The 24,727-nt window shown below is 64.7% G+C and carries 29 protein-coding genes; 10 read left to right on the forward strand and 19 right to left on the reverse strand.

What is annotated here, in order from left to right:
* Nucleotide 1 precedes the first annotated feature (1 nt).
* The 7 genes from AmiPiv_RS16315 to AmiPiv_RS16345 all read right to left on the reverse strand — a co-directional run bounded on the left by AmiPiv_RS16315 (nucleotide 2) and on the right by AmiPiv_RS16345 (nucleotide 8,121).
* Nucleotides 2-2,551: a PAS domain-containing sensor histidine kinase gene (locus tag AmiPiv_RS16315; RefSeq protein WP_340038533.1), complete on the reverse strand. Its 2,550-nt coding sequence runs from the start codon at nucleotides 2,549-2,551 to the stop codon at nucleotides 2-4.
* Nucleotides 2,552-2,748: 197 nt separating this feature from the next.
* Nucleotides 2,749-4,149, reverse strand: a complete 1,401-nt coding sequence (gene ahcY, locus AmiPiv_RS16320) for an adenosylhomocysteinase (protein ID WP_340038534.1) — start codon at nucleotides 4,147-4,149, stop codon at nucleotides 2,749-2,751.
* Between the two features lie 152 nt (nucleotides 4,150-4,301).
* On the reverse strand, nucleotides 4,302-4,604 hold the full coding sequence (locus AmiPiv_RS16325; RefSeq protein ID WP_340038535.1) for an HPr family phosphocarrier protein: 303 nt from the start codon (nucleotides 4,602-4,604) through the stop codon (nucleotides 4,302-4,304).
* Nucleotides 4,601-5,002: a PTS sugar transporter subunit IIA gene (locus tag AmiPiv_RS16330; RefSeq protein WP_340038536.1), complete on the reverse strand. Its 402-nt coding sequence runs from the start codon at nucleotides 5,000-5,002 to the stop codon at nucleotides 4,601-4,603. Before AmiPiv_RS16330 ends, AmiPiv_RS16325 begins: the two co-directional genes overlap by 4 nt.
* Nucleotides 5,003-5,163: 161 nt before the next feature.
* On the reverse strand, nucleotides 5,164-5,610 hold the full coding sequence (locus AmiPiv_RS16335; RefSeq protein WP_340038537.1) for an HPr kinase/phosphorylase: 447 nt from the start codon (nucleotides 5,608-5,610) through the stop codon (nucleotides 5,164-5,166).
* Between the two features lie 2 nt (nucleotides 5,611-5,612).
* Nucleotides 5,613-7,397: a sensor histidine kinase gene (locus AmiPiv_RS16340; protein ID WP_340038538.1), complete on the reverse strand. Its 1,785-nt coding sequence runs from the start codon at nucleotides 7,395-7,397 to the stop codon at nucleotides 5,613-5,615.
* Nucleotides 7,398-7,419: 22 nt separating this feature from the next.
* Entirely contained in the window at nucleotides 7,420-8,121 is a 702-nt protein-coding gene (locus AmiPiv_RS16345; protein ID WP_340038539.1) for a response regulator transcription factor, read from the reverse strand.
* A 358-nt stretch (nucleotides 8,122-8,479) separates the two neighbouring features.
* Here AmiPiv_RS16345 and AmiPiv_RS16350 point away from each other — a divergent pair, with 358 nt between their 5' ends.
* From AmiPiv_RS16350 to AmiPiv_RS16365, 4 genes are all read left to right on the forward strand, one after another.
* Nucleotides 8,480-10,090, forward strand: coding sequence for a phosphoenolpyruvate carboxykinase (locus AmiPiv_RS16350; protein WP_340038540.1), 1,611 nt, complete (start codon nucleotides 8,480-8,482; stop codon nucleotides 10,088-10,090).
* An 85-nt stretch (nucleotides 10,091-10,175) separates the two neighbouring features.
* On the forward strand, nucleotides 10,176-10,613 hold the full coding sequence (arfB, locus tag AmiPiv_RS16355) for an alternative ribosome rescue aminoacyl-tRNA hydrolase ArfB (RefSeq protein WP_340038541.1): 438 nt from the start codon (nucleotides 10,176-10,178) through the stop codon (nucleotides 10,611-10,613).
* Nucleotides 10,614-10,684: 71 nt separating this feature from the next.
* Complete coding sequence (gene lysM, locus AmiPiv_RS16360) at nucleotides 10,685-11,203, forward strand: peptidoglycan-binding protein LysM (protein WP_340038542.1); 519 nt, start codon at nucleotides 10,685-10,687, stop codon at nucleotides 11,201-11,203.
* 100 nt (nucleotides 11,204-11,303) lie between these two features.
* A complete protein-coding gene (locus AmiPiv_RS16365) occupies nucleotides 11,304-11,927 on the forward strand; it encodes an alpha-ketoglutarate-dependent dioxygenase AlkB family protein (protein WP_340038543.1) in 624 nt (207 codons plus the stop codon).
* An 18-nt stretch (nucleotides 11,928-11,945) separates the two neighbouring features.
* Here AmiPiv_RS16365 and coaA read toward each other — a convergent pair whose 3' ends face one another.
* The 8 genes from coaA to hisB form a co-directional block, all read right to left on the reverse strand.
* Nucleotides 11,946-12,908, reverse strand: coding sequence for a type I pantothenate kinase (gene coaA, locus AmiPiv_RS16370; protein ID WP_340038544.1), 963 nt, complete (start codon nucleotides 12,906-12,908; stop codon nucleotides 11,946-11,948).
* A 37-nt stretch (nucleotides 12,909-12,945) separates the two neighbouring features.
* Complete coding sequence (locus tag AmiPiv_RS16375; protein WP_340038545.1) at nucleotides 12,946-13,266, reverse strand: phosphoribosyl-ATP diphosphatase; 321 nt, start codon at nucleotides 13,264-13,266, stop codon at nucleotides 12,946-12,948.
* Nucleotides 13,267-13,284: 18 nt separating this feature from the next.
* Nucleotides 13,285-14,070: an imidazole glycerol phosphate synthase subunit HisF gene (gene hisF / locus AmiPiv_RS16380; RefSeq protein ID WP_340038546.1), complete on the reverse strand. Its 786-nt coding sequence runs from the start codon at nucleotides 14,068-14,070 to the stop codon at nucleotides 13,285-13,287.
* Nucleotides 14,071-14,173: 103 nt separating this feature from the next.
* Nucleotides 14,174-14,938 (reverse strand): 1-(5-phosphoribosyl)-5-[(5-phosphoribosylamino)methylideneamino]imidazole-4-carboxamide isomerase, encoded by a 765-nt coding sequence (hisA, locus tag AmiPiv_RS16385; protein ID WP_340038547.1) that lies wholly within the window; start codon nucleotides 14,936-14,938, stop codon nucleotides 14,174-14,176.
* Between the two features lie 2 nt (nucleotides 14,939-14,940).
* Complete coding sequence (locus tag AmiPiv_RS16390) at nucleotides 14,941-15,234, reverse strand: DUF1330 domain-containing protein (protein ID WP_340038548.1); 294 nt, start codon at nucleotides 15,232-15,234, stop codon at nucleotides 14,941-14,943.
* Nucleotides 15,231-15,881 (reverse strand): imidazole glycerol phosphate synthase subunit HisH, encoded by a 651-nt coding sequence (gene hisH / locus AmiPiv_RS16395; protein WP_340038549.1) that lies wholly within the window; start codon nucleotides 15,879-15,881, stop codon nucleotides 15,231-15,233. Before hisH ends, AmiPiv_RS16390 begins: the two co-directional genes overlap by 4 nt.
* Before the next feature lies 1 nt (nucleotide 15,882).
* Complete coding sequence (locus AmiPiv_RS16400) at nucleotides 15,883-16,365, reverse strand: DUF2628 domain-containing protein (protein WP_340038550.1); 483 nt, start codon at nucleotides 16,363-16,365, stop codon at nucleotides 15,883-15,885.
* 2 nt (nucleotides 16,366-16,367) lie between these two features.
* Nucleotides 16,368-16,967, reverse strand: a complete 600-nt coding sequence (gene hisB / locus AmiPiv_RS16405; protein ID WP_340038551.1) for an imidazoleglycerol-phosphate dehydratase HisB — start codon at nucleotides 16,965-16,967, stop codon at nucleotides 16,368-16,370.
* Between the two features lie 188 nt (nucleotides 16,968-17,155).
* Here hisB and hslV point away from each other — a divergent pair, with 188 nt between their 5' ends.
* From hslV to AmiPiv_RS16430, 5 genes are all read left to right on the forward strand, one after another.
* Nucleotides 17,156-17,704 carry an ATP-dependent protease subunit HslV gene (gene hslV / locus AmiPiv_RS16410; protein ID WP_340038552.1) on the forward strand — a complete coding sequence of 183 codons (549 nt, stop codon included), beginning with the start codon at nucleotides 17,156-17,158 and terminating at the stop codon, nucleotides 17,702-17,704.
* Nucleotides 17,694-18,209 (forward strand): GNAT family N-acetyltransferase, encoded by a 516-nt coding sequence (locus AmiPiv_RS16415; RefSeq protein ID WP_340038553.1) that lies wholly within the window; start codon nucleotides 17,694-17,696, stop codon nucleotides 18,207-18,209. Before hslV ends, AmiPiv_RS16415 begins: the two co-directional genes overlap by 11 nt.
* Before the next feature lie 2 nt (nucleotides 18,210-18,211).
* The gene (locus AmiPiv_RS16420; protein ID WP_340038554.1) at nucleotides 18,212-18,808 is read left to right on the forward strand and encodes a DUF2585 domain-containing protein; all 597 of its coding nucleotides are present in this window, start codon (nucleotides 18,212-18,214) and stop codon (nucleotides 18,806-18,808) included.
* A gap of 3 nt (nucleotides 18,809-18,811) precedes the next feature.
* Entirely contained in the window at nucleotides 18,812-20,119 is a 1,308-nt protein-coding gene (gene hslU, locus AmiPiv_RS16425; protein ID WP_340038555.1) for an ATP-dependent protease ATPase subunit HslU, read from the forward strand.
* A 174-nt stretch (nucleotides 20,120-20,293) separates the two neighbouring features.
* A complete protein-coding gene (locus AmiPiv_RS16430; RefSeq protein ID WP_340038556.1) occupies nucleotides 20,294-21,253 on the forward strand; it encodes a DUF1402 family protein in 960 nt (319 codons plus the stop codon).
* Here AmiPiv_RS16430 and AmiPiv_RS16435 read toward each other — a convergent pair.
* Genes AmiPiv_RS16435 through AmiPiv_RS16450 form a run of 4 tightly spaced genes read right to left on the reverse strand, consistent with a single transcriptional unit; the run spans nucleotide 21,250 to nucleotide 23,999 of the window.
* A complete protein-coding gene (locus tag AmiPiv_RS16435) occupies nucleotides 21,250-21,624 on the reverse strand; it encodes a helix-turn-helix domain-containing protein (RefSeq protein WP_340038557.1) in 375 nt (124 codons plus the stop codon). The genes AmiPiv_RS16430 and AmiPiv_RS16435 overlap by 4 nt on opposite strands.
* Entirely contained in the window at nucleotides 21,621-22,166 is a 546-nt protein-coding gene (locus AmiPiv_RS16440) for a Smr/MutS family protein (RefSeq protein ID WP_340038558.1), read from the reverse strand. Before AmiPiv_RS16440 ends, AmiPiv_RS16435 begins: the two co-directional genes overlap by 4 nt.
* Nucleotides 22,163-23,269 (reverse strand): murein transglycosylase A, encoded by a 1,107-nt coding sequence (mltA, locus tag AmiPiv_RS16445; protein ID WP_340038559.1) that lies wholly within the window; start codon nucleotides 23,267-23,269, stop codon nucleotides 22,163-22,165. Before mltA ends, AmiPiv_RS16440 begins: the two co-directional genes overlap by 4 nt.
* A 22-nt stretch (nucleotides 23,270-23,291) precedes the next feature.
* On the reverse strand, nucleotides 23,292-23,999 hold the full coding sequence (locus tag AmiPiv_RS16450) for a Tim44/TimA family putative adaptor protein (RefSeq protein ID WP_340038560.1): 708 nt from the start codon (nucleotides 23,997-23,999) through the stop codon (nucleotides 23,292-23,294).
* A gap of 203 nt (nucleotides 24,000-24,202) precedes the next feature.
* Between AmiPiv_RS16450 and AmiPiv_RS16455 the strand changes: the two genes are divergently transcribed.
* Nucleotides 24,203-24,691 (forward strand): FxsA family protein, encoded by a 489-nt coding sequence (locus AmiPiv_RS16455; RefSeq protein ID WP_340038561.1) that lies wholly within the window; start codon nucleotides 24,203-24,205, stop codon nucleotides 24,689-24,691.
* Nucleotides 24,692-24,727 lie beyond the last annotated feature (36 nt).

Raw genomic sequence — 24,727 nt, forward strand, 5'->3', positions numbered from 1 at the left:
GCTACTCCGCCGCCACCCGGACGCCTGCCGGCGTGTCGGGGAAGAGGCAGACCACGGTCGTGCCGCGGTCGGTGCCGCTGTCGATGCGGACGGTGCCGCCATGCAGCTCGACGAAGCTCTTGACGATGGAGAGGCCAAGGCCGGCGCCACGGCGGCGGCCGCCATTGACGCGGGATTCGAAGCGCTGAAACACGGTGTCGAGCACCTCCGGCGGCATGCCGGGGCCGTCGTCATGGACGGAGAACTCGACGCCATCGGGACGCTGGCGGCAGGCAAGCGAAATGGTGCTGGCCGACGGTGCGTAGTTCACCGCGTTGCTGAGCAAATTATAGAGGATCTGGCGGACGCGGGTCTCGTCGCCGCTGAAGCTCTTGGGCGCAGCCGCGAGATCGACGGAAAGCTGGATCGAATGCTCCTGCAGGCGGTCGGCCACCAGCTCGGCCGCGGCCTCTATGGCACGGTCGACGCGGACCTCCGAGATGTCGAGCTGCATGATGCCGGCGTCGACGGTGGCGAGGTCGAGGATGTCGTTGACGATGGTGAGCAGTACGCCCGAGGACGAGCCGATGTGCTCGACATATTCGCGCTGGCGCTGCGACAGCGGGCCGGTGCCGGGCAGGGACAGGAGCTCGGTGAAGCCGATGATGTTGGTCAGCGGCGAGCGCAGCTCATAGGAGACGTGCTGGACGAATTCGTTCTTGATCTGGTCGGCGCGTTGCAGCGCCTCGTTCTTGTCCTTGAGGGCGCGCTCCATGTTGACGCTATCGGTGACGTCGACGAAGGTCAGCATCACCTGGCCATTGGGCAGATGCACGACGGCGTGCTGCAGCACGGTGCCGTTGAGCAGTTCGGTCTGCCCGCGCCTGTCGCTGCGCTCGTCGAAGCCGGTGACGGCGGCGACGAAATCGCCCCACGGGCTGTTGTCGGCGTGCATGTCGCATTCAGCGCGGATAGCCGAGATGTGCGTGCTGGGCCGCAGGATGTCGTTGGAGACGCCCCAGAGCTGGCCGAAGGCCGGGTTGAACAGGCGGATGCGGCCGTCGGGGCCGAAGACGACGACGCCCTCGGCGAGGTTGTCGAGGGTTTCGCCCTGGACGCGTACGGCGATGGTGTAGCGGCTTTCGAGATCGATCTTCTCGGTCAGGTTCTCGAACACCCAGGTGACGCCGCCCTTGGGCTGCGGGTTGGCGACGACGCGGATGGTGCGGCCGTCTGGCAGATGCCAGAGATGCTCCTGCGGATCGACGGCGCGATAGGCGCCGAGCAGGTTTTCCTTCCAGCGCCGCCATTCCGGCTGCTCGGGCAGCTTGCGCTCGCTGCGCAGGCGGTCGAGCAGCAGTGCATTGTCGGGCGCGCTGGTGAGATAGCCGGCGTCGAGATCCCAGAGCTTCTGGAAGGCCTGATTGTAGAAGCGCAGCTTCTGGCTCGCGTCGAAGGTGGCCACGGCCGTCGCCACCTGGTCGAGCGTATCGGAATGGCTCCGCACGACCTGGGTGAATTCCTCGCGGATGGCGTCCGCCGCGCTCATATCCACCGCGAGGCCGGCCGAGCCGCCTCTGCCGACCACGTCGGTGACGGAGAACATCCTGCGGTCGCCGTCGATGACGGTCGACAGGTTTTGCTGGAAGGCGGGCCGCGAAATCTGCTGCTGGACGATGGCTTCGCGCGACTGGGTTCCCAGGAACTCCTTGCCGTCGCGGACGACAGCGGAGGAATCGGTCGCCTCGACTGCCCGGGCGAAGGCCTTGTTGACCCACTTCAGGCGGCCGTCGGCGTCGCGCATCCAGAACGGCATGTCGACAGCGTCCATCAGGCCGACGAGCGTTTCGTATTCGGCGCCGATGCGCTGGTTCTCGAGCTTCAGCCGGGCCTGCAGGCGCTGGGCTTCGGAAATGGATATGAAGCGGACGATGACGTGGGCGCCGCTCTTGCGGCCCTGCACCTCGAGCACCGCACCCGCATGGCTCTCGACCACCAGCTCGAAGGCAGTCCCCTTGTCGCGCAACGTGGCCACGGCGTTCTCGAGTGCCGCAGCCGAGCGAGGCATCACCCAGCGGCCGAACGCAAGGAAGGCCGCGCGTTCGTCAGGCGCACCAGTCTCGACAGGCAGCGAGCCGATCAGTTCAGGCTTCTTGTTTTCGCTCGCCCAGACGACGATACGCTGGTCGCGCAGGTTGAGCAGCGCATCCGAACGCTGCAGCGAGGCATTGAGGTCGGCGACGCGGCCGCGCAACTCGCTGTTCTGAGACGACAGGCGGCCCTTTTCGCGGATCAACGCAATGGCGGTGATGAGCGCGGCGCCCATGACGCCGACGAACATGGCGAGCTGGATGACCTCGGCGGTTCCGACGGGAAGGCCGGCGACCGAAGCCTGCTGGGCATGAGCGACGTCGAACGGGGTCCAGAGCGCGGTGGTGCCGAGCACGAAGAAAGCCACGCGACGCCCCAGCCGACGCACGGTCTGCCACTGGCCGCCTCGAAGGGCTTTCTGCGAATCTTCATGGCCGCCGGAGACGGCCCTTCCCGCTGGAAGCGGGTATTCCCCCGGCATGTCCTGTTATCCTCTGTGCCGCCCGTTTGCGCGACCGCCCCGAAGCGCCCGGCTGTGCCGCCAGCACCGGACGCGTGACGAATCACGTCACAATACCGCTTAGGCGAATCGCCGTGAAGGAGCCGGCGCGGCAAAAGAAATGCCGGGCGAAAAGTCAATCGCCCGGCATCAACATCTTGTAGGTATTTGCGCTATGGTTAATAGCGATAGTGTTCCGGCTTGAACGGTCCCTTGGGCGTGACACCGATATAGGACGCCTGCTCGTCGGACAGGGTGGTCAGCTTGGCACCGAGCTTGTCGAGGTGCAGCCGCGCGACCTTCTCGTCGAGATGCTTGGGCAGCACATAGACTTCGTTCTTGTACTGGCCGCCCTTGGCGAAGAGTTCGATCTGGGCCAGCACCTGGTTGGTGAAGGACGCCGACATGACGAAGCTCGGGTGGCCGGTGGCGTTGCCGAGATTGAGCAGTCGGCCCTCCGACAGCAGGATCATGCGCTTGCCGTCCGGGAAGGCGATCATGTCGACCTGCGGCTTGACGTTGGTCCACTTCAGATTGCGCAGGCCCGCCACCTGGATCTCGTTGTCGAAGTGGCCGATGTTGCCGACGATGACCATGTCCTTCATCGCCCTCATGTGGTCGAGGGTGACGACGTCCTTGTTGCCGGTGGTGGTGATGACGATGTCGGCCGTCGGCGCAGCATCCTCGAGCGTGACGACCTCGAAACCGTCCATCGCCGCCTGCAGCGCGCAGATCGGGTCGACCTCGGTGACCTTGACGCGGGCGCCGGCGCCCTTGAGCGAGGCGGCCGAGCCCTTGCCGACGTCGCCGTAGCCGCAGACGACGGCGACCTTGCCCGCCATCATCACGTCGGTGCCACGACGGATGCCGTCGACCAGCGATTCCTTGCAGCCGTACTTGTTGTCGAACTTCGACTTGGTGACCGAATCGTTGACGTTGATCGCCGGGAAGGGCAGCAGGCCCTTCTTCTGCAACTGGTAGAGGCGGTTGACGCCGGTCGTCGTTTCTTCGGTGACGCCACGGATCGCCTCGCGCTGCCTGGTGAAGAAGCCGGGCGTCGCGGCCATGCGCTTCTTGATCTGCGCGAACAGGATCTCTTCTTCCTCGCTGCCCGGCCTGGACAGCACGTCCTCGCCTGCCTCGGCGCGGGCGCCGATCAGGATGTACATGGTGGCGTCGCCACCGTCGTCGAGGATCATGTTCGAGGTGCCGCCGTCGGCCCACTGGAAGATCTTGTCGGTGTATTCCCAGTACTCCTCGAGCGTCTCGCCCTTGACCGCGAAGACCGGAATGCCGGCATCGGCGATTGCCGCCGCGGCATGATCCTGGGTCGAGAAGATGTTGCATGAGGCCCAGCGGACATCGGCGCCGAGCGCCTTCAGCGTCTCAATCAGCACCGCCGTCTGGATGGTCATGTGCAGCGAGCCGGAAATACGCGCGCCCTTGAGCGGCTTGGCCTCGCCGAACTCGGCGCGGCAGGCCATCAGGCCCGGCATTTCGGTTTCGGCGATCTCGATTTCCTTGCGTCCCCAGCCGGCGAGCGAAATGTCGGCGACCAGATAATCCTTGCTACCCGTCATGGTTTGCTCCGATTCCTGTTACTGCGCGCCGGCGCGGGAGGCCTAGTCGTGGGCGCGCGGAAAGAAGCGCCTGACTATCAGATCAGGCCGCCACCGACAATGGGACATAAAGAAATCTTTATTCGTGCATGTCGCCTGGCTGATGCCGGCGATCAGCATTCCTCGCCGAAACGTGCAGCGACGAGGGTAGCGAGCGCCTCGACAGCCTCGGCCGCCTCCGGTCCGCTAGCGCTGACGCGGATCGTGCAGCCGGGGCTCGCGGCCAGCATCATCAGGCCCATGATCGAGGTGCCGCCGACCGAAATCCCATCCTTCTCCACAGTCACCGAGGCCTGGTATTCGCCAGCGATCTGGACGAACTTGGCGGAAGCCCGGGCGTGCAGGCCGCGTTGGTTCACGATGGCGAGGTCGCGCACGACGTGACCCTGTTCGGCGGGATAGGGCATGCCGCTCATTTTCCGCTCAGCACCTGGCTTGCAACGTTGATGTACTTGCGACCGGCGGCCTGTGCCTCGTCGAGAGCGGCGGACATATTATCCGCCTTGCGCACGCTCGACAGCTTGATCAGCATCGGCAGGTTCATGCCGGCGATGACCTCAACCCGGCCGGCTTCCATGACGGAAATGGCAAGGTTCGACGGCGTGCCGCCGAACATGTCGGTGAGCACGACCACTCCGGTACCGGTATCGGCGCGGGAAACGGCAGTGATGATATCGCTGCGGCGCTGCGCCATGTCGTCATCGGCACCGATCGATACGGTCTCGAAATTGTCCTGCGGTCCGACGACGTGTTCCACCGCATGGCGGAACTCCTCGGCCAGTTGACCGTGCGTCACTAGCACGAGTCCGATCATTCTGATTTGGCTCCCGTCATGGCCCCTTCACAGCCGCGCAGTATGCTCGCCGCCTTCGGATGGCGGGAGCGCTATCTTGTCGACGGCGAAGGCGTTTACAAGCCCCTATTTACGGCACAGCACGCCATTTTGACGCAATGCAGCAAAAAATTTGGGCAGCGTCACGCGCGGAGCCCGATGCCCATGCGCGTCAGTACGGCAGGCACAGCAACTAGGATTTCGCGCTCTGCGAGAACAAGTCTCGCCACGCTGCAACCAACAAGGGTCTCCTCGGTCTCATCGGGAAGCCGCTGCACCTCGGCGGGCGGCACGAGCCTGACGACCAGATCCGCCACAGTGGCCGGCTCGTGGTCGTAAGCGACAGGCCCGATCCCGCGGATCTCGGCCAGGCCGGCAATCGCAGCCGGAGCGCGACAGAGCAGGCGTCCGCCATGACCGGACAGGAAAACCTGATCGTCGGAAACTAGGCGCGCAAAAAGGCCCTGGGCACGAACCCGATCGACGAGGGCGAGCGCCAGGGCCGACTTGCCGGAGCCGGAAGGCCCGGCTACGAGCACCCCGCGATCACCAAGAACCACCGCCGTCGCATGCATGTTGAACGTCGGCACGATCAGCCTTCGGCCGGAAGCGCTACGATGAAGCGGGCACCCCTGATTTCGCCCGGCTTGGTGCCGCTGATGTTTTCCGCGCTGAGCGTGCCGCCATGGGCTTCGACGATCTGTCGGCTGATCGAAAGGCCCAGTCCAGAGTTCTGGCCGAAGGCCTCGCTGGACGGCCGATCAGTGTAGAAACGCTCGAAGATGCGGTCGATGTTCTCGGCGCGGATGCCGGGACCGTTGTCCTCGACGGTGATGATGTTGAACTTGCCCACACGGGCCAGGCTGATGTCGATCTGGCCATGCTCCTCGGGCACGAAGGAACGGGCGTTCTCGATCAGGTTGGTGATGACCTGGCCGATGCGCAGATCATGGCCCACCGCGTTGTAGCCCTTCACGTTGGCCGGCAGCTTGGCCGTCTTGAACTCGATCTCGACGGGTTTCTTGTGGCGACCGGTCTCGCGCGAAACCGAAACCAGGTCGCCGATGAATTTCTTGAGGTCGACCTTGGTCGCATCCTCGCGCGCCAGCTCGGCGTCGAGGCGCGATGCATCTGAGATGTCGGTGATCAACCGGTCCAGGCGCTTGACGTCGTGCTGGATGATTTCCATCAGCCTTTCGCGCGAACTCTCGCTCTTGGCCAGCGGCAAGGTCTCGACCGCGCTACGCAACGAGGTGAGCGGGTTCTTGAGCTCGTGGCTGACGTCGGCGGCGAAGCTCTCGATCGCCTCGATGCGGGCATAGAGCGCATTGGTCATGTCGCGAACGGCGACCGAAAGATTGCCGATCTCGTCCTGCCGGTCGGAGAAGTCGGGGATCTCCTCGCGATTCTTGCCGCCGCGGCGCACGCGATTGGCAGCCGCAGAAAGCCTGCGCAGCGGATTGGCGATCGTCGAGGCCAGCAGCAGCGACAGAAGCGCAGTCACCAGGGCGGCAACGCCGAAGACACGCAGGATCGCCTTGCGCTCGGCCGCGACGATCTTGTCGATGTCGCCACCTTCGGTCGAAAGCATCAGGACGCCGAGTACCGCACGGAAGCGCTGGACGGGAACGGCGACGGAGACGATCTGCTCGCCCTTCTCGCTGACGCGCACGATCGTCGCCGGACTGCCGGTAAGCGCCTGCATCACTTCCGGGAAAGCGGAGCCGTTGCCGCCCGGCTGCTCCTTGTAGACGGGCAGCGTGCTGTCGCGGAAGAAGTCGAAAACGAACTTCTGCGCCCGCTCGAGCAACGTCGCCTCCTCCTCCTCGACCGGCGGCAGGTCGTAGCGAAGGATCTGGCCGCGCGAATAGAGATGGCGCGAGTCGAGCAGCAGGTTGGCGTCGCGGTCGAAGATGCGCGCCCGCGTCCGCGTCGGCGAAATGAGACGACGCAATACGGGCGCCACACGCTCCGGATTGATCGGGAAATCCAGGCTCTCCAGCTGGTCGGACCCGGGCGCCAGCGTTTCGCCGGCCTGCAACTCCAGCAGTTTTTCCGGGTCGATGCTGATCGAGTCGGTCTCGACCGTCGCCGAGGCGGCGATGGCGCCGGCGATGATCTCGCCCTGCGTCATCAGGCTTTCGACGCGCGCATCGATGAGCCCGTCGCGGAAGGTGTTGAGGTAGAGGATGCCGGCAACCAGCACACCCAGCCCGGCGAGATTGAGAAAGAGGATTCGCCGCGTCAGGCTGGAGAAGAAGTGATGGCCCAGGAAACGGCTGAGCCGCAGACGCGCCCGGTCGATCACGGCCGACAGGCGCCCGCGTGGTCGCTTGGCGGTGGCCGCCGGCTTCCTGATCTCCGCCTCAATCGCCATGTGATCTCAGCCCTCGCCGGAATCACGCCTCGCGGAATCTGTAGCCGACGCCGTAGAGGGTCTCGATCATCTCGAAGTCGTCATCGACGGCCTTGAACTTCTTGCGCAGGCGCTTGATGTGACTGTCGATGGTGCGGTCGTCGACATAGACCTGTTCATCATAGGCCGAATCCATCAGGGCGTCGCGGCTTTTGACCACGCCGGGACGCTGTGCCAGCGAATGCAGGATGAGGAACTCCGTGACGGTCAGCACGACGGGTTCGCCCTTCCACGTGCAGGTGTGGCGTTCCTGGTCCATCACCAGCTGGCCACGCTCAAGCGAGCGCGACGCTTGCGTCGGCGCCTTGGCTGCCGCCTCGCGGGCGCTTGCCCGGCGCAGCACGGCACGCACCCGCTCGACCAGCAGGCGCTGCGAGAACGGTTTGCGGATGAAATCGTCGGCGCCCATCTTGAGACCGAAGAGTTCGTCGATCTCGTCGTCCTTGGAGGTCAGGAATATCACCGGAAGATCGGTCTTCTGGCGCAGCCGGCGCAGGAGTTCCATGCCGTCCATGCGCGGCATCTTGATGTCGAGGATCGCGAGGTTCGGCGGACGGGCGGTCAAGCCTTCCAGCGCCGAGGCGCCATCCGTGTAGGTCTCGACACGGTATCCTTCGGACTCGAGCGCAATCGAAACCGATGTCAGAATGTTGCGGTCGTCGTCGACAAGCGCGATCGTTGCCATCTCCGGCGGCTCCCTCATATGGCTGTCCCTTCCTGCGTTAAGCAGGGCTTTTGCAGGACAAATTAGGTACAAAATGTGGCATAGCCCCCGCCGACGGAGAGCGCAACCGCCACGCCCGATGCTCGCCTTATATGGGGCAGCCCCGCCAAAACTCGAACAAAAAACTGCCTACGTCCCGTGCGTCGCCGCCTAGTTCGTGATCATTTAAACGATTTAGATATTTTTCAAATTTTTTAAATCGATTAATGATTTGATATCGTTTGGCTTTTCTGTTTCTGGCTGCCTCCAGTCCCCTCGGGACAGCGGCGTCCGGCCCGTCGACCGGACATTGGCGTCAAAGCAAACGAGGCTGTACCACATGTCGGAAACCGGTAAGCGCAATCCCGCCTGCGGGATCGAGACGGCAGGGCTCAAGACATCGGGAAAGGTCCGTTACAACTTCGGCGCTGCGTTTCTCACCGAAGAGGCCATCCGCCGCGGTGAAGCGCAGCTGACCGCCCATGGCGCACTCGTCGCCGAGACCGGGCAGCACACCGGCCGCTCGCCCAAGGACAAATTCGTCGTGCGTGACGAAAACACCGAGCCGCACGTCTGGTGGGACAACAACAAGCCGATCAGCCGCGCCCAGTTCGACGCGCTGCATGCCGATTTCCTGGCGCACGCGGCCGACAAGGACCTTTACGTGCAAGACCTGATCGGCGGCGCCGACCGCTCGCTCTGCCTGCCGACGCGCGTCGTCACCGAATTCGCCTGGCACTCGATGTTCATCCGCAACCTGCTGATCCGTCCGGAAGAAGCCGAGCTTGCGAGTTTCGTGCCGGAGATGACGATCATCGACCTGCCGTCGTTCCGCGCCGACCCGGCCCGCCACGGCACGCGCACCGAAACCGTCATCGCCGTCGACCTGACCCGCATGATCGTGCTGATCGGCGGCACCGCCTATGCCGGCGAGATGAAGAAGTCGGTGTTCACTGCGCTCAACTACCTGCTGCCTGAAAAGGGCGTGATGCCGATGCATTGCTCGGCCAACGAAGGCCCCGACGGCGACGCCGCCGTGTTCTTCGGCCTGTCGGGCACCGGCAAGACGACGCTGTCGGCCGACCCCAAGCGCACGCTGATCGGCGACGACGAGCACGGCTGGGGCCCTGACGGCATCTTCAACTTCGAGGGCGGCTGCTACGCCAAGACCATCCGCCTGTCGGCCGAGGCCGAGCCGGAGATCTTCGCCACCACACAGCGCTTCGGCACCGTGCTCGAGAACGTCGTGCTCGACGAAAACCGCGTGCCCGACTTCGACGACGGCTCGCGCACCGAGAACACCCGCTGCGCCTATCCGCTGGAATTCATCCCGAACGCCAGCGCAACCGGCCGCGCCAGCCACCCGAAGAACATCATCATGCTGACGGCCGATGCCTTCGGCGTGATGCCGCCCATCGCCAAGCTGACCCCGGCGCAGGCGATGTACCACTTCCTGTCGGGCTACACGGCCAAGGTGGCCGGCACCGAGCGCGGCGTGACCGAGCCGGAAGCGACCTTCTCGACCTGCTTCGGCGCACCGTTCATGCCGCGCCACCCTAGCGAATACGGCAACCTGCTGCGCCAGCTGATCGCCGAGCACGGCGTCGACTGCTGGCTGGTCAACACCGGCTGGACCGGCGGCGCCTATGGCACGGGCTCGCGCATGCCGATCAAGGCGACGCGCGCGCTTTTGTCGGCCGCCCTCGACGGCTCGCTGAATTCAGTCGAGTTCCGCACCGACCCGAACTTCGGCTTCGCCGTGCCGGTCTCGGTGCCTGACGTCGACGCCAAGATCCTCGACCCGCGCTCGACCTGGGCCGATGGCGCTGCCTATGACCGCCAGGCCAAGAAGCTGGTGTCGATGTTCGTCGACAATTTCGGCAAGTTCGAAAGCCATGTCGATGCGACCGTGCTGGGCGCTGCCCCGCAGGTGCGCGAGGCGGCCGAGTAGACCGGCAACGCCCGAAAAACTTCCGAAAGGCCCGGCCCAGCGCCGGGCCTTTTCTTTTGCGCTCCGGCGCGGCATGACTTCGCACATGAACGCCGACGACAAGATCATCATCGCCAATGACGTGGTTATCCATCCCGATGACCTCGAGGAGAACTTCATCCGCTCCTCGGGGCCGGGCGGGCAGAACGTCAACAAGGTGGCGACCGCCGTGCAGCTGCGCTTCGACGCCGCCAACGCACCGGGGCTGCCCGAGCGCGTGCGGGCGCGCACCATCAAGCTCGCCGGGCAGAGAGCGACCAAGGACGGTGTCATCGTCATCGAGGCTGGCCGCTACCGGACGCAGGAGCAGAACCGCGCCGACGCGCGTGCCCGGCTGGCAGCACTGGTGGCCAAGGCCGCCGAGCCGCCGCCGCCGCCGCGCAAGAAGACCAAGCCGACAAAAGGCTCGGTCGAGCGGAGGCTGAAAAGCAAGGCCGGACGTTCGACGGTCAAGAAGCTGCGCGGGCGCGTCGACGGCGACTAGATCGAAGTTGCTTCCAATTTGGTCTAGCAGATGCCAAGTTTCGGCGACTGCCACAGCAAGGGAGACCACGAATGGGCATGTTCGATTTCGTCAAGAATGTCGGCAAGAAGCTTGGTTTCGGCGGCGAAGACGAGGCGCCGACAGCAGAGACGCTGAAGAAGGAGCTCGATTCGCACAAGCTTGGCACCGACAACGTGCAGGTCGTGGTCAAGGGCGACACGGCCGTGCTGACCGGCGTGGTCAAGGACCAGTCGATCTTCGAGAAGGCCGTCATCGCCGTGGGCAACACGCTCGGCGTCTCCAAGGTGCAGGCCGACGAACTGAAGGTCGTGGCGCCTGACTCCGGCCTCAAGCTCGACGGCAAGGTCGACATGACCGAGCTGGTGAAGGCGGCGACGCCCGCCAAGGCGCCGGTGTTCTACACCGTCAAGAAGGGCGACAACCTGTCGAAGATCGCCGAGGCACAGTACGGCAAGGGCAAGGCGTCGAAATACACCGTCATCTTCGAGGCCAACAAGCCGATGCTGACCCATCCCGACAAGATTTATCCAGGCCAGGTGCTGCGCATCCCCGACCTAGCAACGGCCTGATCCCAAAAACGTCATTCAATGCGGAACGGCGGCTTTCGGGTCGCCGTTTTACGTTTCAGCTGGCATTCTGGGCGACCAATCGAACAAGGCAGCTTGAAACGTGCTCGTGCTTCCCAAAGGCGTCCGCCACATGCCCGGCTTCCTGTCCCGCGACGTGCAGGACGGACTAGTCGAGAGCATCCGCGAGGTGGTGAAGGCAGCGCCGCTCTACACGCCCGAAATGCCGCGCACCGGCAAGCCGATGAGCGTGCGCATGACCAATTGCGGCGCGCTCGGCTGGGTCACAGACAAGGATCGCGGCTATCGCTACCAGCCAGAGCATCCGGTCACCGGCGAGCCCTGGCCACCCATTCCGGAAGCGCTGCTTTCGCTATGGCGCGAGGTTTCCGGCTATCCCCATTCGCCCGAGGCCTGCCTGGTCAATTTCTACACCGACAGCGCCAAGATGGGCCTGCACCAGGACCGCGACGAACGTGAGTTCGAGGCGCCCGTCGTCTCGGTGTCGCTGGGCGACGCCTGCCTGTTTCGCGTCGGCGGCAACCGTCGCGACGACCGAACGGTATCGTTCCGGCTGGAGAGCGGCGACGTGGTGGTGCTGGGCGGGGAGGGGCGCCTCGCCTTCCACGGCGTCGACCGCATCTATCCGATGACCTCGGCGCTCTTGAGACAGGGCGGGCGGATCAATTTGACGCTGAGACGCGTGACGAAGCCGGTTCCGGCCTGATCGGAGCCGGGCGCAGCGTCAGAGCTTGCGGATGGCCACTTCCTCGACCAGGTGGCCGGCGCCCTTCTTGAGGATCAGGTCGGCGCGCGGGCGCGTGGGCAGGATGTTCTCGCGCAGGTTCTTCAGATTGATGTTGGCCCACAGCCCCTCGGCGATGGCACGGGCGGCATCTTCCGACAACTGCGAATAGCGATGGAAGAATGACTGCGGGTTGCGGAAGGCGGTCTCGCGCAGGCGCATGAAGCGCTCGATGTACCATTCGTGGATGATGCCTTCCTCGGCGTCGATGTAGATCGAGAAGTCGAAGAAATCGGACACGAAGGGCACGAACTTGCCGTCCTTGGGCAATTCGCGCGGCTGCAGCACGTTGATGCCCTCGAATATCAGGATGTCCGGCCGGTCAACGGTGACGAATTCGCCGGGGATGACGTCGTAGGTCAGGTGCGAATAGACAGGCGCACGCACATTGGGCTGGCCCGACTTGATGGCCGACAGGAAGCGCAGCAGCGCGCCGACGTCGTAGCTGTCGGGAAAGCCCTTGCGCTCCATCAGATTGTCGCGACGCAGGACCTCGTTGGGATAGAGGAAGCCGTCGGTGGTGACGAGATCGACCTTCGGGCTCGACGGCCAGCGGGTGAGCAGCTCCTTCAGGATGCGCGCCGTGGTCGACTTGCCGACTGCGACCGACCCGGCCATGCCGATGATGAAGGGGGTCTTGGTGCCTTTCCTGTCGGAATTGAAGAACCGCTGACGCTGGCGAAACAGCTGCTGGCTGGTCTCGACATGGGCGGACAGCAGCCGCGACAGGGACAGGTAGATGCGCCGGACTTCCTCGAGGTCGATCGGCTCGTACATGGAGCTCAGCCGCGCGACCTCGTCCCGCGTCAGGGTCATCGGCGTGTCGGCACCGAAACCCGCCCAATGCTCGGCGGAAAAGAACCAGTAGGGGGAATATTTTTCCGTCGGCGCGAGTTGATCCATCGCATGTTCCCTGCAGGGGGCCTGGGCCCGGGGCAAGCTACTTCGTCCGCGAGGCCTTCTCGGCTAGCCCCGACTGCGCGGTGCGGCGTTCGAGTTCAGCCATCACCTCGGACATCGGGACGCCGGCGACGGCCAGCACGACGAGCCAATGATAGAGGAGATCGGCGCTTTCCGAAACGAGGCCCTTGTCGTCGCCCTTGACGGCGGCGATCACCGTCTCGACCGCCTCTTCGCCGAGCTTCTTGGCCGCCCGCTCCATGCCGCTTTGGTAGAGCTTGGCGGTCCAGGAATTGGCATCGCCCGAGCGGGCGCGTTCGGCGACGATCTTCTCGAGATCGGAAAGGGAAAATCCAGTCATTTCAATCTCGCCCAAAGGTCAGCCAATCGGATCGAGCCGCATCGGCAAGCCCGCTTTTGCCATGTGGGCCTTGGCCTCTGCAATGGAATAGGTGCCAAAGTGGAAGATCGAGGCGGCAAGGACGGCCGTCGCATGGCCCTCGCGGATGCCTGCGACCATGTGGTCGAGATTGCCGACGCCGCCCGAGGCGATGACGGGCGCACGCACCGCATCGGCCACGGCGCGGGTCAGCGCAATGTCGTAGCCGATCTTGGTGCCGTCGCGGTCCATCGAGGTGAGCAGGATTTCGCCGGCGCCGAGGTCGACGACCTTGCGGGCGAACTCGACGGCGTCGATGCCGGTGCGCTCGCGGCCGCCATGGGTGAATATCTCCCAGCGGTCGGCTTCGTTTGCCTGCGACACCTTCTTGGCGTCGATGGCGACGACGATGCACTGGTTGCCGAACTTGTCGGCGGCCTCGGCGACGAAGGACGGGTTCTTCACCGCCGCGGTGTTGATCGACACCTTGTCGGCACCGGCGAGCAAAAGCTTGCGGATGTCGGCAACCTGGCGCACGCCGCCGCCGACGGTCAGCGGCATGAAGCACTGCTCGGCTGTGCGGGCGACGACGTCGAAGATGGTCTCGCGGTTGTCGGACGAGGCGGTGATGTCGAGGAAGCAGAGTTCGTCGGCGCCGGCCGCGTCATAGGCCTTGGCGGCCTCGACCGGATCGCCGGCATCGATGAGATCGACGAAATTGACGCCCTTGACGACGCGGCCGTCCTTGACGTCGAGGCAAGGGATGACACGGGCTTTGAGAGTCAAAGGACGGCCTCCTTTTTTGTTTGCGCGTCCTCGCCGCTTCGCGGCTGCGGGCGACGCGGGCAGTCCTTCACGTCGAGGCAGGGGATGACACGGGCCTTGAGGGTCATGGGCGTTCCTCGAACAGTCCGGGCTCAGGCTTGAGCGTGCCACGAAGGATGGCGAGCGCCTGGGCCGGGTCGATGCGGCCGTCGTAGAGCGCGCGGCCGGAGATGGCGCCTTCGAGCTTCTTTGCATCCGGCATGGTCATGCGGACGATGTCGGCCAGGGATGCGAGGCCGCCCGAGGCGATGACCGGGATCGAGACGGCTTCGGCGAGGTCGATGGTCGAATCCCAGTTGATGCCGGCCAGCACGCCGTCGCGGTCGATGTCGGTGTAGATGATGGCGGCGACGCCGGCGCCCTCGAACTTCTTCGCCAGCTCGACGACGCCGAGGCTCGAGGCTTCGGCCCAGCCCTCGACGGCGACCTTGCCGCCCTTCGCGTCGATGCCGACGGCGACCTTGCCGGGGAATTTCCTGCAGGCTTCCTTGACCAGCTCGGGATCGCGCACGGCGACCGTGCCGAGGATGACGCGGGCGAGGCCCTTGTCCAGCCAGCTCTCGATATGGGCAAGCGTGCGGATGCCCCCGCCGAGCTGGACCGGGTTTTTCGTCGCCTTGAGGATCGCCTCGACGGCGGCACCGTTGACGCTCTCGCCGGCGAAGGCGCCGTTGAGGTCGACAACGTGCAGCCATTCGAAGCCCTGGTCCTCGAAGGCTTTCGCTTGGGCGCCGGGGTCGTTGTTGTAGACCGTCGCCTGCTCCATGTCGCCGAGCTTGAGGCGCACGCACTGGCCGTCCTTGAGGTCGATGGCGGGGAAAAGGATCATGCTCAGACGCCTTCGACGATGACGAACCTGCCGATGGAGGCGGCGTGGCGAAGCTTCACCACCTCCTGGTATTCGGGGGAGTGGTAGCAGGCGACGGCCTGCTCGTAGGATTCGAACTCGACGACCACGTGGCGGTTGCCGGTCGGGCCCTCGGGGTCCTCGTGACGGCCGCCGCGGACGATCGGCTTGGCACCGTATGGGGCAATTGCCGCACCGTTGGAGGCGATGTAGGCCGGATAGGCCTCGGGGTCGGTGATCTCGATCATCGCGATCCAGTAGCCCTTCTTGGTCGTCATGGCTTCCACCTCAGGAAGTTGGCGATGAGGGCCAGGCCAAGCGCCTGGCTCTTTTCGGGATGGAACTGGGTGCCGACGAGATTGTCGCGCGCAACCGCCGCGGTGACGCGGCCACCATAGTCGGCGGTAGCCAGCACTTCCTTCTCGTTCGTGGCATCCAGATGGTAGGAATGCACGAAATAGGCGTGCAGGCCCTGCGGTCCCGTCTCGATGCCGTGGAACACCGGATGGGCGTGTTTCACGTGAATCGTGTTCCAGCCGATCTGCGGAATCTTGAGCGTCGGGTCCGACGGCGTGATCTCCTTCACGTCGCCGGCGATCCAGCCGAAGCCTGGGGTGACGGTCTTCTCGAGCCCGCGTTCCGACATCAACTGCATGCCGACGCAGATGCCGAGGAAGGGATGCGCCTTGCGGATGGCGACCTCCTCGACGGCTTCCCACATGCCTTCCACCGCGCGCAGGCCGGCAGCGCAGTCGGCATAGGCGCCGACGCCGGGGAGCACGATGCGGTCGGCGGAGCGCACGCGCCCGGCATCCGCGGTGAGCTCGATGTCGGCGGAAATGCCGGCCTCGCGGGCGGCGCGCTCGAAAGCCTTGGTCGCCGAGCGGAGGTTGCCCGAGCCGTAGTCGATGATGGCGACGCGCATGTCAGTTTCTTCCCGGATAGTTCAGCAGGCCGAGTGCAGCGCCGGACGTCTGCGGGCGCGGCCCCGCGGCAGGGGAGATGGCGACGGTCGCGGCTACCGGTTCGTTCTCGATCGCTCCAGCCGCGAACAGGTAGCGCGTCTCGGCATCGTCGGTCGAGTCTGCTTCGAGCACGCCCCACTGGCTCCAGCCGGCACGGCGCAGCGCGGCGATCCGCAGCGCGCCACCCTCGAGCCCGACATAGAGTGAAATCAGCAACGGCAGCAGCGGCGCTGCGACGGTCAGACCGGCCCACGAGCTCGCCGCGGCCAATGCCAGGCCTACGGCAAAGGTCACCACCGCCTCGAGCCACAGCCGGTGCCAGAGCATCCACAGGATCGGCGCGACGAAGCCGAAGAAATAGACGCCGTCGCGAACGAAGACGGCACTTTCCGAAGCGTTCTTTCCTGCCGAGGCAGGCGGCTCCATGACGACATGGATGGCCATGGCTATCCCTTCAGGCTGCCCTTGGTCGAGGGTACTGCGTCAGGCTGGCGCGGATCGCTTTCAAGGGCCATGCGCAGCGCGCGCGCCACCGCCTTGAAGCAGGTTTCGGCGATGTGGTGGTTGTTGGCGCCGTAATGGTTGGTGACGTGCAGCGTGATGCCGGCGTTCTGGGCGAAGGCCTGGAAGAATTCGCGCACCAGCTCGGTGTCGAAGGCGCCGATCTTGGGCGTCGAGAAGTTGACGTTCCAGACCAGGAACGGTCGGCCCGAGACGTCGATCGCCGCGCGCGTCAGCGTCTCGTCCATGGCGAGGTCGATCGAGGCGTATCGCATGATGCCGCGACGGTCGCCGAGCGCCTTGGAGAGCGCCTGGCCGAGCGCAATGCCGCAATCCTCGACGGTGTGGTGATCGTCGATGTGCAGGTCGCCCTTGGCGGAGACCTTCATGTCTATGAGCGAATGCCGCGACAGCTGATCGAGCATGTGGTCGAAGAAGCCGACGCCGGTAGCCATTTCCGAGCGGCCGGTGCCGTCGACTTGGACCGAGACGGAAATCTCGGTTTCCTTGGTCTTGCGGCTGACTTCGGCGGAACGGGGGGCCATGGCTGATCCTTGTCCTTGGAACGTGAGCCTTCTAACAGCATGATCGGCCGGTTGCCAATTGCAGGAAAGTGCATTTCGTCCCCGCTCCGGCCGATTTGCAATCCTTGCCTGGCGGCATACATAAGGTCGAACTTCCACTCGTAACGCGCTCGCCGCCTGAAAGGGGCAGCGCGCCATCGGAGACCCGAATGTCCAACGAACAGAGCATGCACGCCACGACCATCGTGACCGTGCGCAAGGGCGGCAAGGTGGTGATCGCCGGCGACGGCCAGGTGAGCCTCGGCCAGACGATCATGAAGGGCAACGCCCGCAAGGTCCGCCGCCTCGGCAAGGGCAACGTGATCGCCGGGTTCGCCGGCGCCACCGCGGATGCATTCACGCTGCTCGAAAGGCTCGAGGCCAAGCTCGAGCAATATCCCGACCAGCTGACGCGCGCCTGCGTCGAGCTCGCCAAGGACTGGCGCACCGACCGCTACCTGCGCCGCCTGGAGGCGATGATGCTGGTGGCCGACAAGAACGTGTCGCTGGCGCTAACCGGCACCGGCGACGTGCTGGAACCCGAACATGGCGTCATGGCCATCGGTTCCGGCGGCAATTATGCGCTGGCCGCGGCCCGCGCGCTGATGGACACCGACAAGGACGCCGAGGAGATCGCCCGCAAGGCGATGCAGATCGCGGCCGACATCTGCGTCTATACCAATCACAGCTTCGTCGTCGAAACGCTTGATGCCGAATAGGGCAGCTGCGCACTACGACTTCCGGCCGGTGACCAAGGCCGACCTGCCGATGATCAAGGCATGGTTGGCCCAGCCGCATGTCGCCGAATGGTGGGATGACCCCGAAGACGAGATCGCCGCGATCGAGGAGCATATCGACAGCATCTCGGTCGAGCCGCTGATCATCGAACTGGACGGCAAGCCGATCGGCTACCTCCAGAGCTACGATCCGCATATGGAGGACGACCACCCCTACCAGGACCAGCCCTTCGGCACGCTCGGCATCGACATGTCGATCGGCGTGCCGGATCTGGTCGGCAAGGGTCATGGTTCCGCCATCATCCGGCAGTTCGTCGAGGATCTGTTCGAGGAAGGCGTGCCAAGGGTGATCATCGACCCGGACCCTGCCAACAAGCGGGCCATCCGTGCATACGAGAAGGCCGGCTTCGTGGCTTTCGACACGCGAACGTCGATCTACGGCCCGGCGCTGATGATGGCGATCGATGCCGATGGGGAGGAGTTCTAGGGATGGTCGCAGGGGAGGACGCCGTCCGGGCGGAGCGCGCAAGACTTGGCTGGTGGCTGCTCGTCGCTGCCCTGATGATCGCGGGCCAGGCGCTGGCGCTCTACTGGATGGGCCACCCGGCGATCTGCAAATGCGGATACGTCAAGCTATGGCACGGGGTGGTGCAAAGCTCGGAGAACTCGCAGCAGATCTCCGACTGGTACACCTTCTCGCACATCATCCACGGCTTCCTGTTCTACGCGGCTCTAAAGTGGCTGATGCCCAACAGCCCGCTCGGACTGAGGCTGGCGATCGCTGTCGGCATCGAAGTGTCGTGGGAGCTGGTGGAGAACAGCGACTTCATCATCAACCGCTACCGCGAGGGAACCATTTCCCTCGACTATTACGGCGACAGCGTCATCAACTCCGTGTCCGACACGCTTGCCATGGTGCTGGGCTTTGTGATGGCCGCACGGCTTCCTATATGGAGCATCGTGGCCCTCGCACTCATCTTCGAAATCGGCGTCGGCTACATCATCCGAGACAATCTGACGCTCAACGTCATCATGCTGCTGCATCCCTTCGAATCCATCAGGCAGTGGCAAGCAGGAATTGTGTGACCCATGAGTAATTTCTCCCCCCGCGAGATCGTTTCCGAACTCGACCGCTTCATCATCGGCCAGAAGGACGCCAAGCGCGCCGTGGCGATCGCGCTGCGCAACCGCTGGCGCCGGCAGCAGCTCGAAGGCCAGATGCGCGAAGAGGTGATGCCCAAGAACATCCTGATGATCGGGCCGACGGGCGTCGGCAAGACCGAGATCTCGCGCCGCCTCGCCAAGCTGGCGGGTGCGCCCTTCGTCAAGGTCGAGGCCACCAAGTTCACCGAGGTCGGCTATGTCGGCCGCGACGTCGAGCAGATCGTGCGCGACCTGGTCGAGGTCGCCATCGGCCTGGTGCGCGAAAAGATGCGCGAGGACGTCAAGGCCCGCGCCCACGTCAACGCCGAGGAGCGCGTGCTCGAGGCGCTGGTCGGCAAGACCGCCAGCCCCGCCACCCGCGACAGCTTCCGCAAGAAGCTGCGCGACGGCGAACTCGACGACAAGGAGATCGAGGTCCAGGTGGCCGACAGCGGCACCGGCGGTATGCCCAGCTTCGACATTCCCGGCTTGCCGGGCGGCAATGTCGGCGTGCTCAACATCAACGACATGCTGTCGAAGGCGATGGGCGGCCAGCGCACCAAAACGCGCAAGACGACCGTCAAGGATTCCTACGCACTGCTGATCCAGGACGAGTCCGACAAGCTGCTCGACCAGGACGAGGTGGTGCGCCGTGCGCTGGAAGTGACGGAGAACGACGGCATCGTCTTCCTCGACGAGATCGACAAGATCGCCCGCGGCGATGTTCAGGGGGGACCCTCGCGTGAAGGCGTACAGCGCGACTTGCTGCCGCTGGTCGAAGGTACGACGGTTGCGACCAAATACGGGCAGATCAAGACCGACCACATCCTGTTCATCGCCTCGGGTGCGTTCCACATTTCGAAGCCGTCGGATCTCCTGCCCGAATTGCAGGGCCGCCTGCCGATCCGCGTCGAACTCAGGGCGCTGGACAAGGACGACTTCCGCCGCATCCTGACGGAAACGGAAGCAAGCCTCATCAAGCAGTACATCGCGCTGATGAACACCGAGGGCGTCAGCCTCGAGTTCACCGACGACGCCATCGATGCGCTCGCAGGCATCGCGGTCGATCTCAACGCCACCGTCGAGAACATCGGCGCGCGGCGGCTGCAGACGGTCATGGAGCGCGTTCTGGACGAAATCTCCTACGACGCACCCGACCGCAACGGCTCTAGCGTCAAGATTGACGCGGCCTATGTCGAAAAACACGTCGGCGACCTGTCCAGGAACACAGATTTGTCGCGTTTCATCCTTTAACAGGCCCGCGCCGGAGTTTCCGGCGCGAAGGTTCGCGGGCGGCGGGCCGGCAAACCGGAACGTGGCCGAATGCAACACTCGGCCACCTTTCGTCGGACGAGGTGGGTGGCGCTCTCGACTCGACGGGGCGCTTTTCCTACCTTGCCCGGCATGACCATGGGCAAGCGGCGGCGCATGAAAAAGGCTTACATTTCGGCATTCATTGCAGTTTCGGTGCTGAGCGCGGGATCCGCCTCGGCAGCGACCGTGGTCGCCTCGGGCAACGTCAATGTAGAGCAACCGCAGGTGCCCGGAGCATCGGCAAGGCGCACCAAGGCGGGGAACACGAGCTTCGAGGCCAAATACCGCAAGGTCTATGCGCTGCTCCAGAACGACGGCAAACTGCGCGGCAAGATCAAGTCGGTGGCTCGCGACTACGGCATCGACCCGATGCACATCGTCGGCGCGATCGTCGGCGAGCATACCTACAATGTCGATGCCTACGACCGGCTACAGACCTACTACGTCAAGGCTGTCTCGTACTTGTCGAGCAAGCTGCAGTTCAGCTACGAAGGCGAGGACATCGCCGATTTCGTCAAGCGGCCGCAATTTTCGGAATGCGCCGCCAAAACCGGCAGCTACGACCTGTGGTCGTGTCGCGAGGCGGTGTGGGAACAATCCTTCCGCGGCAAGACGGTAGACGGCACAAGCTATCCCGACGACCGCTTCAGCGCCACCTTCTTCCAGCCCTTCTATGCCGGCCAGACCTTCGGCATCGGTCAGCTCAATCCGCTGACCGCGCTGCAGATGAGCGACGAGGTCAACAAGGTCTCAGGTCTTCCGAAGCTGGACGTCGGCGACCCCAATGCCGTCTACAAGACGATCATGGATCCGGATCTGACGCTTCCCTACGTGGCGGCAACGCTGAAAACCTCGATCGACGCCTACAAGCGCATCGCCGGCTTCGACATCTCAGCCAATCCGGGGCTGACGGCCACGCTCTACAATGTCGGCAATCCGGAAGCGCGTGCCTATGCCCTCAAGGCCGAGAACGAGCGCCGCAGCGCCACCGGCGAGCCGGAAAAGGTGCCCGAGGAAAACTATTACGGCTGGCTGGTCAACGACCGGCTCGCCGAACTCAAGGCGCTGTTCTAGCCGCCTTTCCGCCGTGTCAGGGCTTCGCGAAGCTTGTCGCCGAGCGCCAGGAGTTCGGCTTCGCTCAGTTCGCCGACCGCCGTTGCCAGCAGGTTGGCCAGTTCGGTAGCCGCAGGCGACAGACCCGAGGTGTCGACCACGACGCGCGGCCGCGACGCCTCCGCGAGCTTCTGGAGTTCCTCCGCATCGTCCCAGATGACGTTGAAGTAGCCGATGATCTTCTGGATCATCGGCCAGCTCGGCACACCCCGGTGGCCGTGCTCCAATGCGGACAGATAGGCAGCGCTGACGCCGATGGCAGAGGCCATGTCCTTCTGGCTGACGCCGCGTTCGCGCCTGAGTTCGCGGATGCGCTGACCAAGCGGGGTCAAAGGCCCGCCCTCCGACGCAGCCGGACGTAGATCGCCCCCGAGCCGCCGTGGTGGCGGGCGGCATGGTCGTGGCTGCCGACCAGCAGGCGGAACGGTGCGGTTGCCAGCCAGGCAGGCACCATGCGCTTCAGCACGCCGTCGCCGCCCTTGGACGTGCCCTTGCCGGTGATGACCAGCACGTAGCGCAGGCCGCCGGCATGGGCGCGCGACAGGAACATGTAGAGCAGCGAATAGGCCTCCTCCTGGGTCATCCCGTGCAGGTCGACCCTGCCTTCGATCCGGAGACGACCCTTGGAAAGCTTGTCCAGCGTCGGTTCGTCGAGGTGGTGCGAGATATGCTGGCGCTTCGGCGGGGCGGACTGGTGCGGAGACATGCTTGGCGTGGCCTGAGCCGGCCCTGCGTCCGGCGTGGCGGCTGCCGGCGTCGTTGCTTCCGGTATTTCGACTGCTTCCCGGCCCTTGAGCGGCATCGCCGTCCTGGCAACGACGGTCCACAGCACCCGCTCCTCGTCGGTAAGCTTGCGGTCGCGCCCAGCGCTCATGACGAGCCTCCAGCCAGCAGGGGCCTGGGCAACAGCGCGAAGAAGTCGGCGTCGTTGCGAACGACGCCCGCGACCTCGCCGGCCACGTCGCCCGAGCCCGCGAACAGGTCGCCGCGGGCAGGCCCGGTGATGGCCGAACCGGTATCCTGCGCGATCATCAGCCGGCCGAACGGCTTGCCATCGAAGGCCGTCAGCGACGGCGAGGAGATGAAGAACGGAGTGCCGAATGTGTGCAGCATGCGGTCGACCGCAACGGAACGCCCCGGGGTCAGCGGCACTTTTGCGGCGGCTATCGGTCCGAGCAGGGCGTCGTCGACGGGCGCATCCCTGAAGAAGATGTAGGAGCGATTGCGCCAGAGAATATCGTCGATGCGATGCGGATTGGCTTTGAACCACGCGCGGATCGACTGCATCGTGACCTCTGCCAAAGGTATTTCACCGATTTCCGCCAGGATTCCGCCGGGTCCGGTGAAACGCTGCCCGGATTTGGCGGCGTAGGTGACTCGCCGCAGGCGGCCATCGGGCATCCTCAGCCGCGCCGCGCCCTGGACATGGACGAAAAACGCATCGACTGGATCTGCCAGCCAGGCGATCTCGAGACCGTTGCCCGACAAGGCGCCCCGTTCAATCGCCGCTCGGTCGAAATACTCGACCATCCCGTCCGGCGTCTGCCGGGCAAAGGCGAGGTACGGGTCCATGCCGGCCGGCCGGTTCGCATCATCGACGTCGACCAGGTCGGCTGGCCGCCCGAGCAAGGGTACTGTGAAATGTTCGGTCCGGATGGGGGAGGCCTCGACCTCGGGCTCGTAGAAACCGGTGACCAGGCCGGCGGGTCGGCCGGCCGGCGCGACGAAGGCCGGCTGGAAATGCCTTTCGAAGAATGTGCGGGCGGCGGCTCCGTCACGACAAGAGCGTTCACGCGCCTCGGCATAGGCTTCGCCGAAAGCACCGGAATCCACGCCGAGCGCGCCGGTGCGATAGGGCTTGGTCAGGACATGGAAGGCCGAGCGGCGGAAAGCTTCGAAGGCGCCCAGCTGGTCGTCGGCGAGCCAGCCGGGCAGGTCGGCGAAGCTGATCGGCTGGAATGCGGGGGCGAGCGGCACAGGCGTCGTCCGCCCTACCTGATCAGTCTTCTTCCTCGGTCGCGACAAGCTTCCAGTTCGGATCGCGCGAACGGGCGTCGCGGGCGAAGGTCCAGACGTCCTTGACCTCGGCCACGGTTTCCGGGTCGCCGTCGATGACGGTGCCGGCCTTGTCGCGCGTCGCCGAGATCAGTTCGCTGACGATCCGCAACGTGACGTGGGCCTCCGAGCCCTTCATCTCGGCCGAAACGATGTCGGCCTTGTCGATGCCGACGAAGGACGACTGGATCTTCTCCGAACGGCCCTCGCGGTCGCTGATGGCCGCGACGAAGCCGTCGAAGACTTCGCGCGACAGCAGGTTCTTCAGCGTCTTGCGGTCGCCATCGGCATAGGCCATGACGATCATCTCGTAGGCCATCTTGGCGCCGTCGACGAAACCCTTGGGTTCGAAGGAGGCATCCGCATCCTTGATCGCGCGCAGGCCCTTGTTGAGGTCCGTACCCGGCTGGGCGAAGGCGTCGATCGCGGCATAGGCCTCTTCGCCAGATTCGCCGGCTGCACGCTTGCGCGGCAGCGAAACGACATTCTCCGACTTGCCATTGGCGTCCTGGGGACGGTTGCGAGCGGCGGTATAGGGGTCGAATGGTGGACGTTCGTTGCCGGTACGGCGTCCGAGCACGTTGCGGAGCTGGAAAAAGATCACAACCGCCGCGATCAGAAAGAAAATCGTGCCGAAATCGAAGAATTCCATATCTTCCGCCGATCCGTCCCTTGTTCGCGGCCTGAGCCGGACTATCTGCCATTCGCTGGTGCCACGCGAGCACCCCTTAGCCCTTGCATATAGAACGCATGCGTCGATCATTCAAATCAAAGGCGCAGCGTCCTATCTAGAGATGTATGCGATTTGCGTGTGACCGCATGTCGCTGGGACCTGAACTCGAACCGGACCGATCCATGCTGCCCCTACTTATCCTCGCCCTGCCGCTGCTTGAGATCGCCGGTTTCGTGGTCGTGGGCAGCGAGATCGGCGTGCTTCCGACCATCGGGCTGGTGCTGCTCAGCGCCGTCGTGGGCTCGGTACTGCTGCGCGTACAGGGTTTCGGGGTCATGACCCGCATCCGCAACGAACTCGATGCCGGCCGAGATCCCAGCAAGGAGCTCGCCAACGGCGCGATGATCGTGCTCGCCGGTATCCTGCTCCTGCTTCCCGGATTCATAACCGACATCATCGGCATCTTGCTGTTTCTGCCGCCAGTGCGTGAGCTCGCCTGGCGCTTCCTGCGCAAGCGCGTGCATTTCGCGACGGATTTCGGCGGTTTCGCTCGCCGCGGCGGCCCGACGTCCGGCAAGACCATCGACCTCGACGAGGGCGATTTCTCCCGCCAGCCGAACCCCAATTCGCCTTGGCGCTCCATCGGCGACGAACGCGGCGACAGGGACTGACGCGGGCAAAACCTTGTCTTGCCATGCCGAGCGTGC

This window comes from Aminobacter sp. Piv2-1, from assembly GCF_037625995.1.
Classification (GTDB): domain Bacteria; phylum Pseudomonadota; class Alphaproteobacteria; order Rhizobiales; family Rhizobiaceae; genus Aminobacter.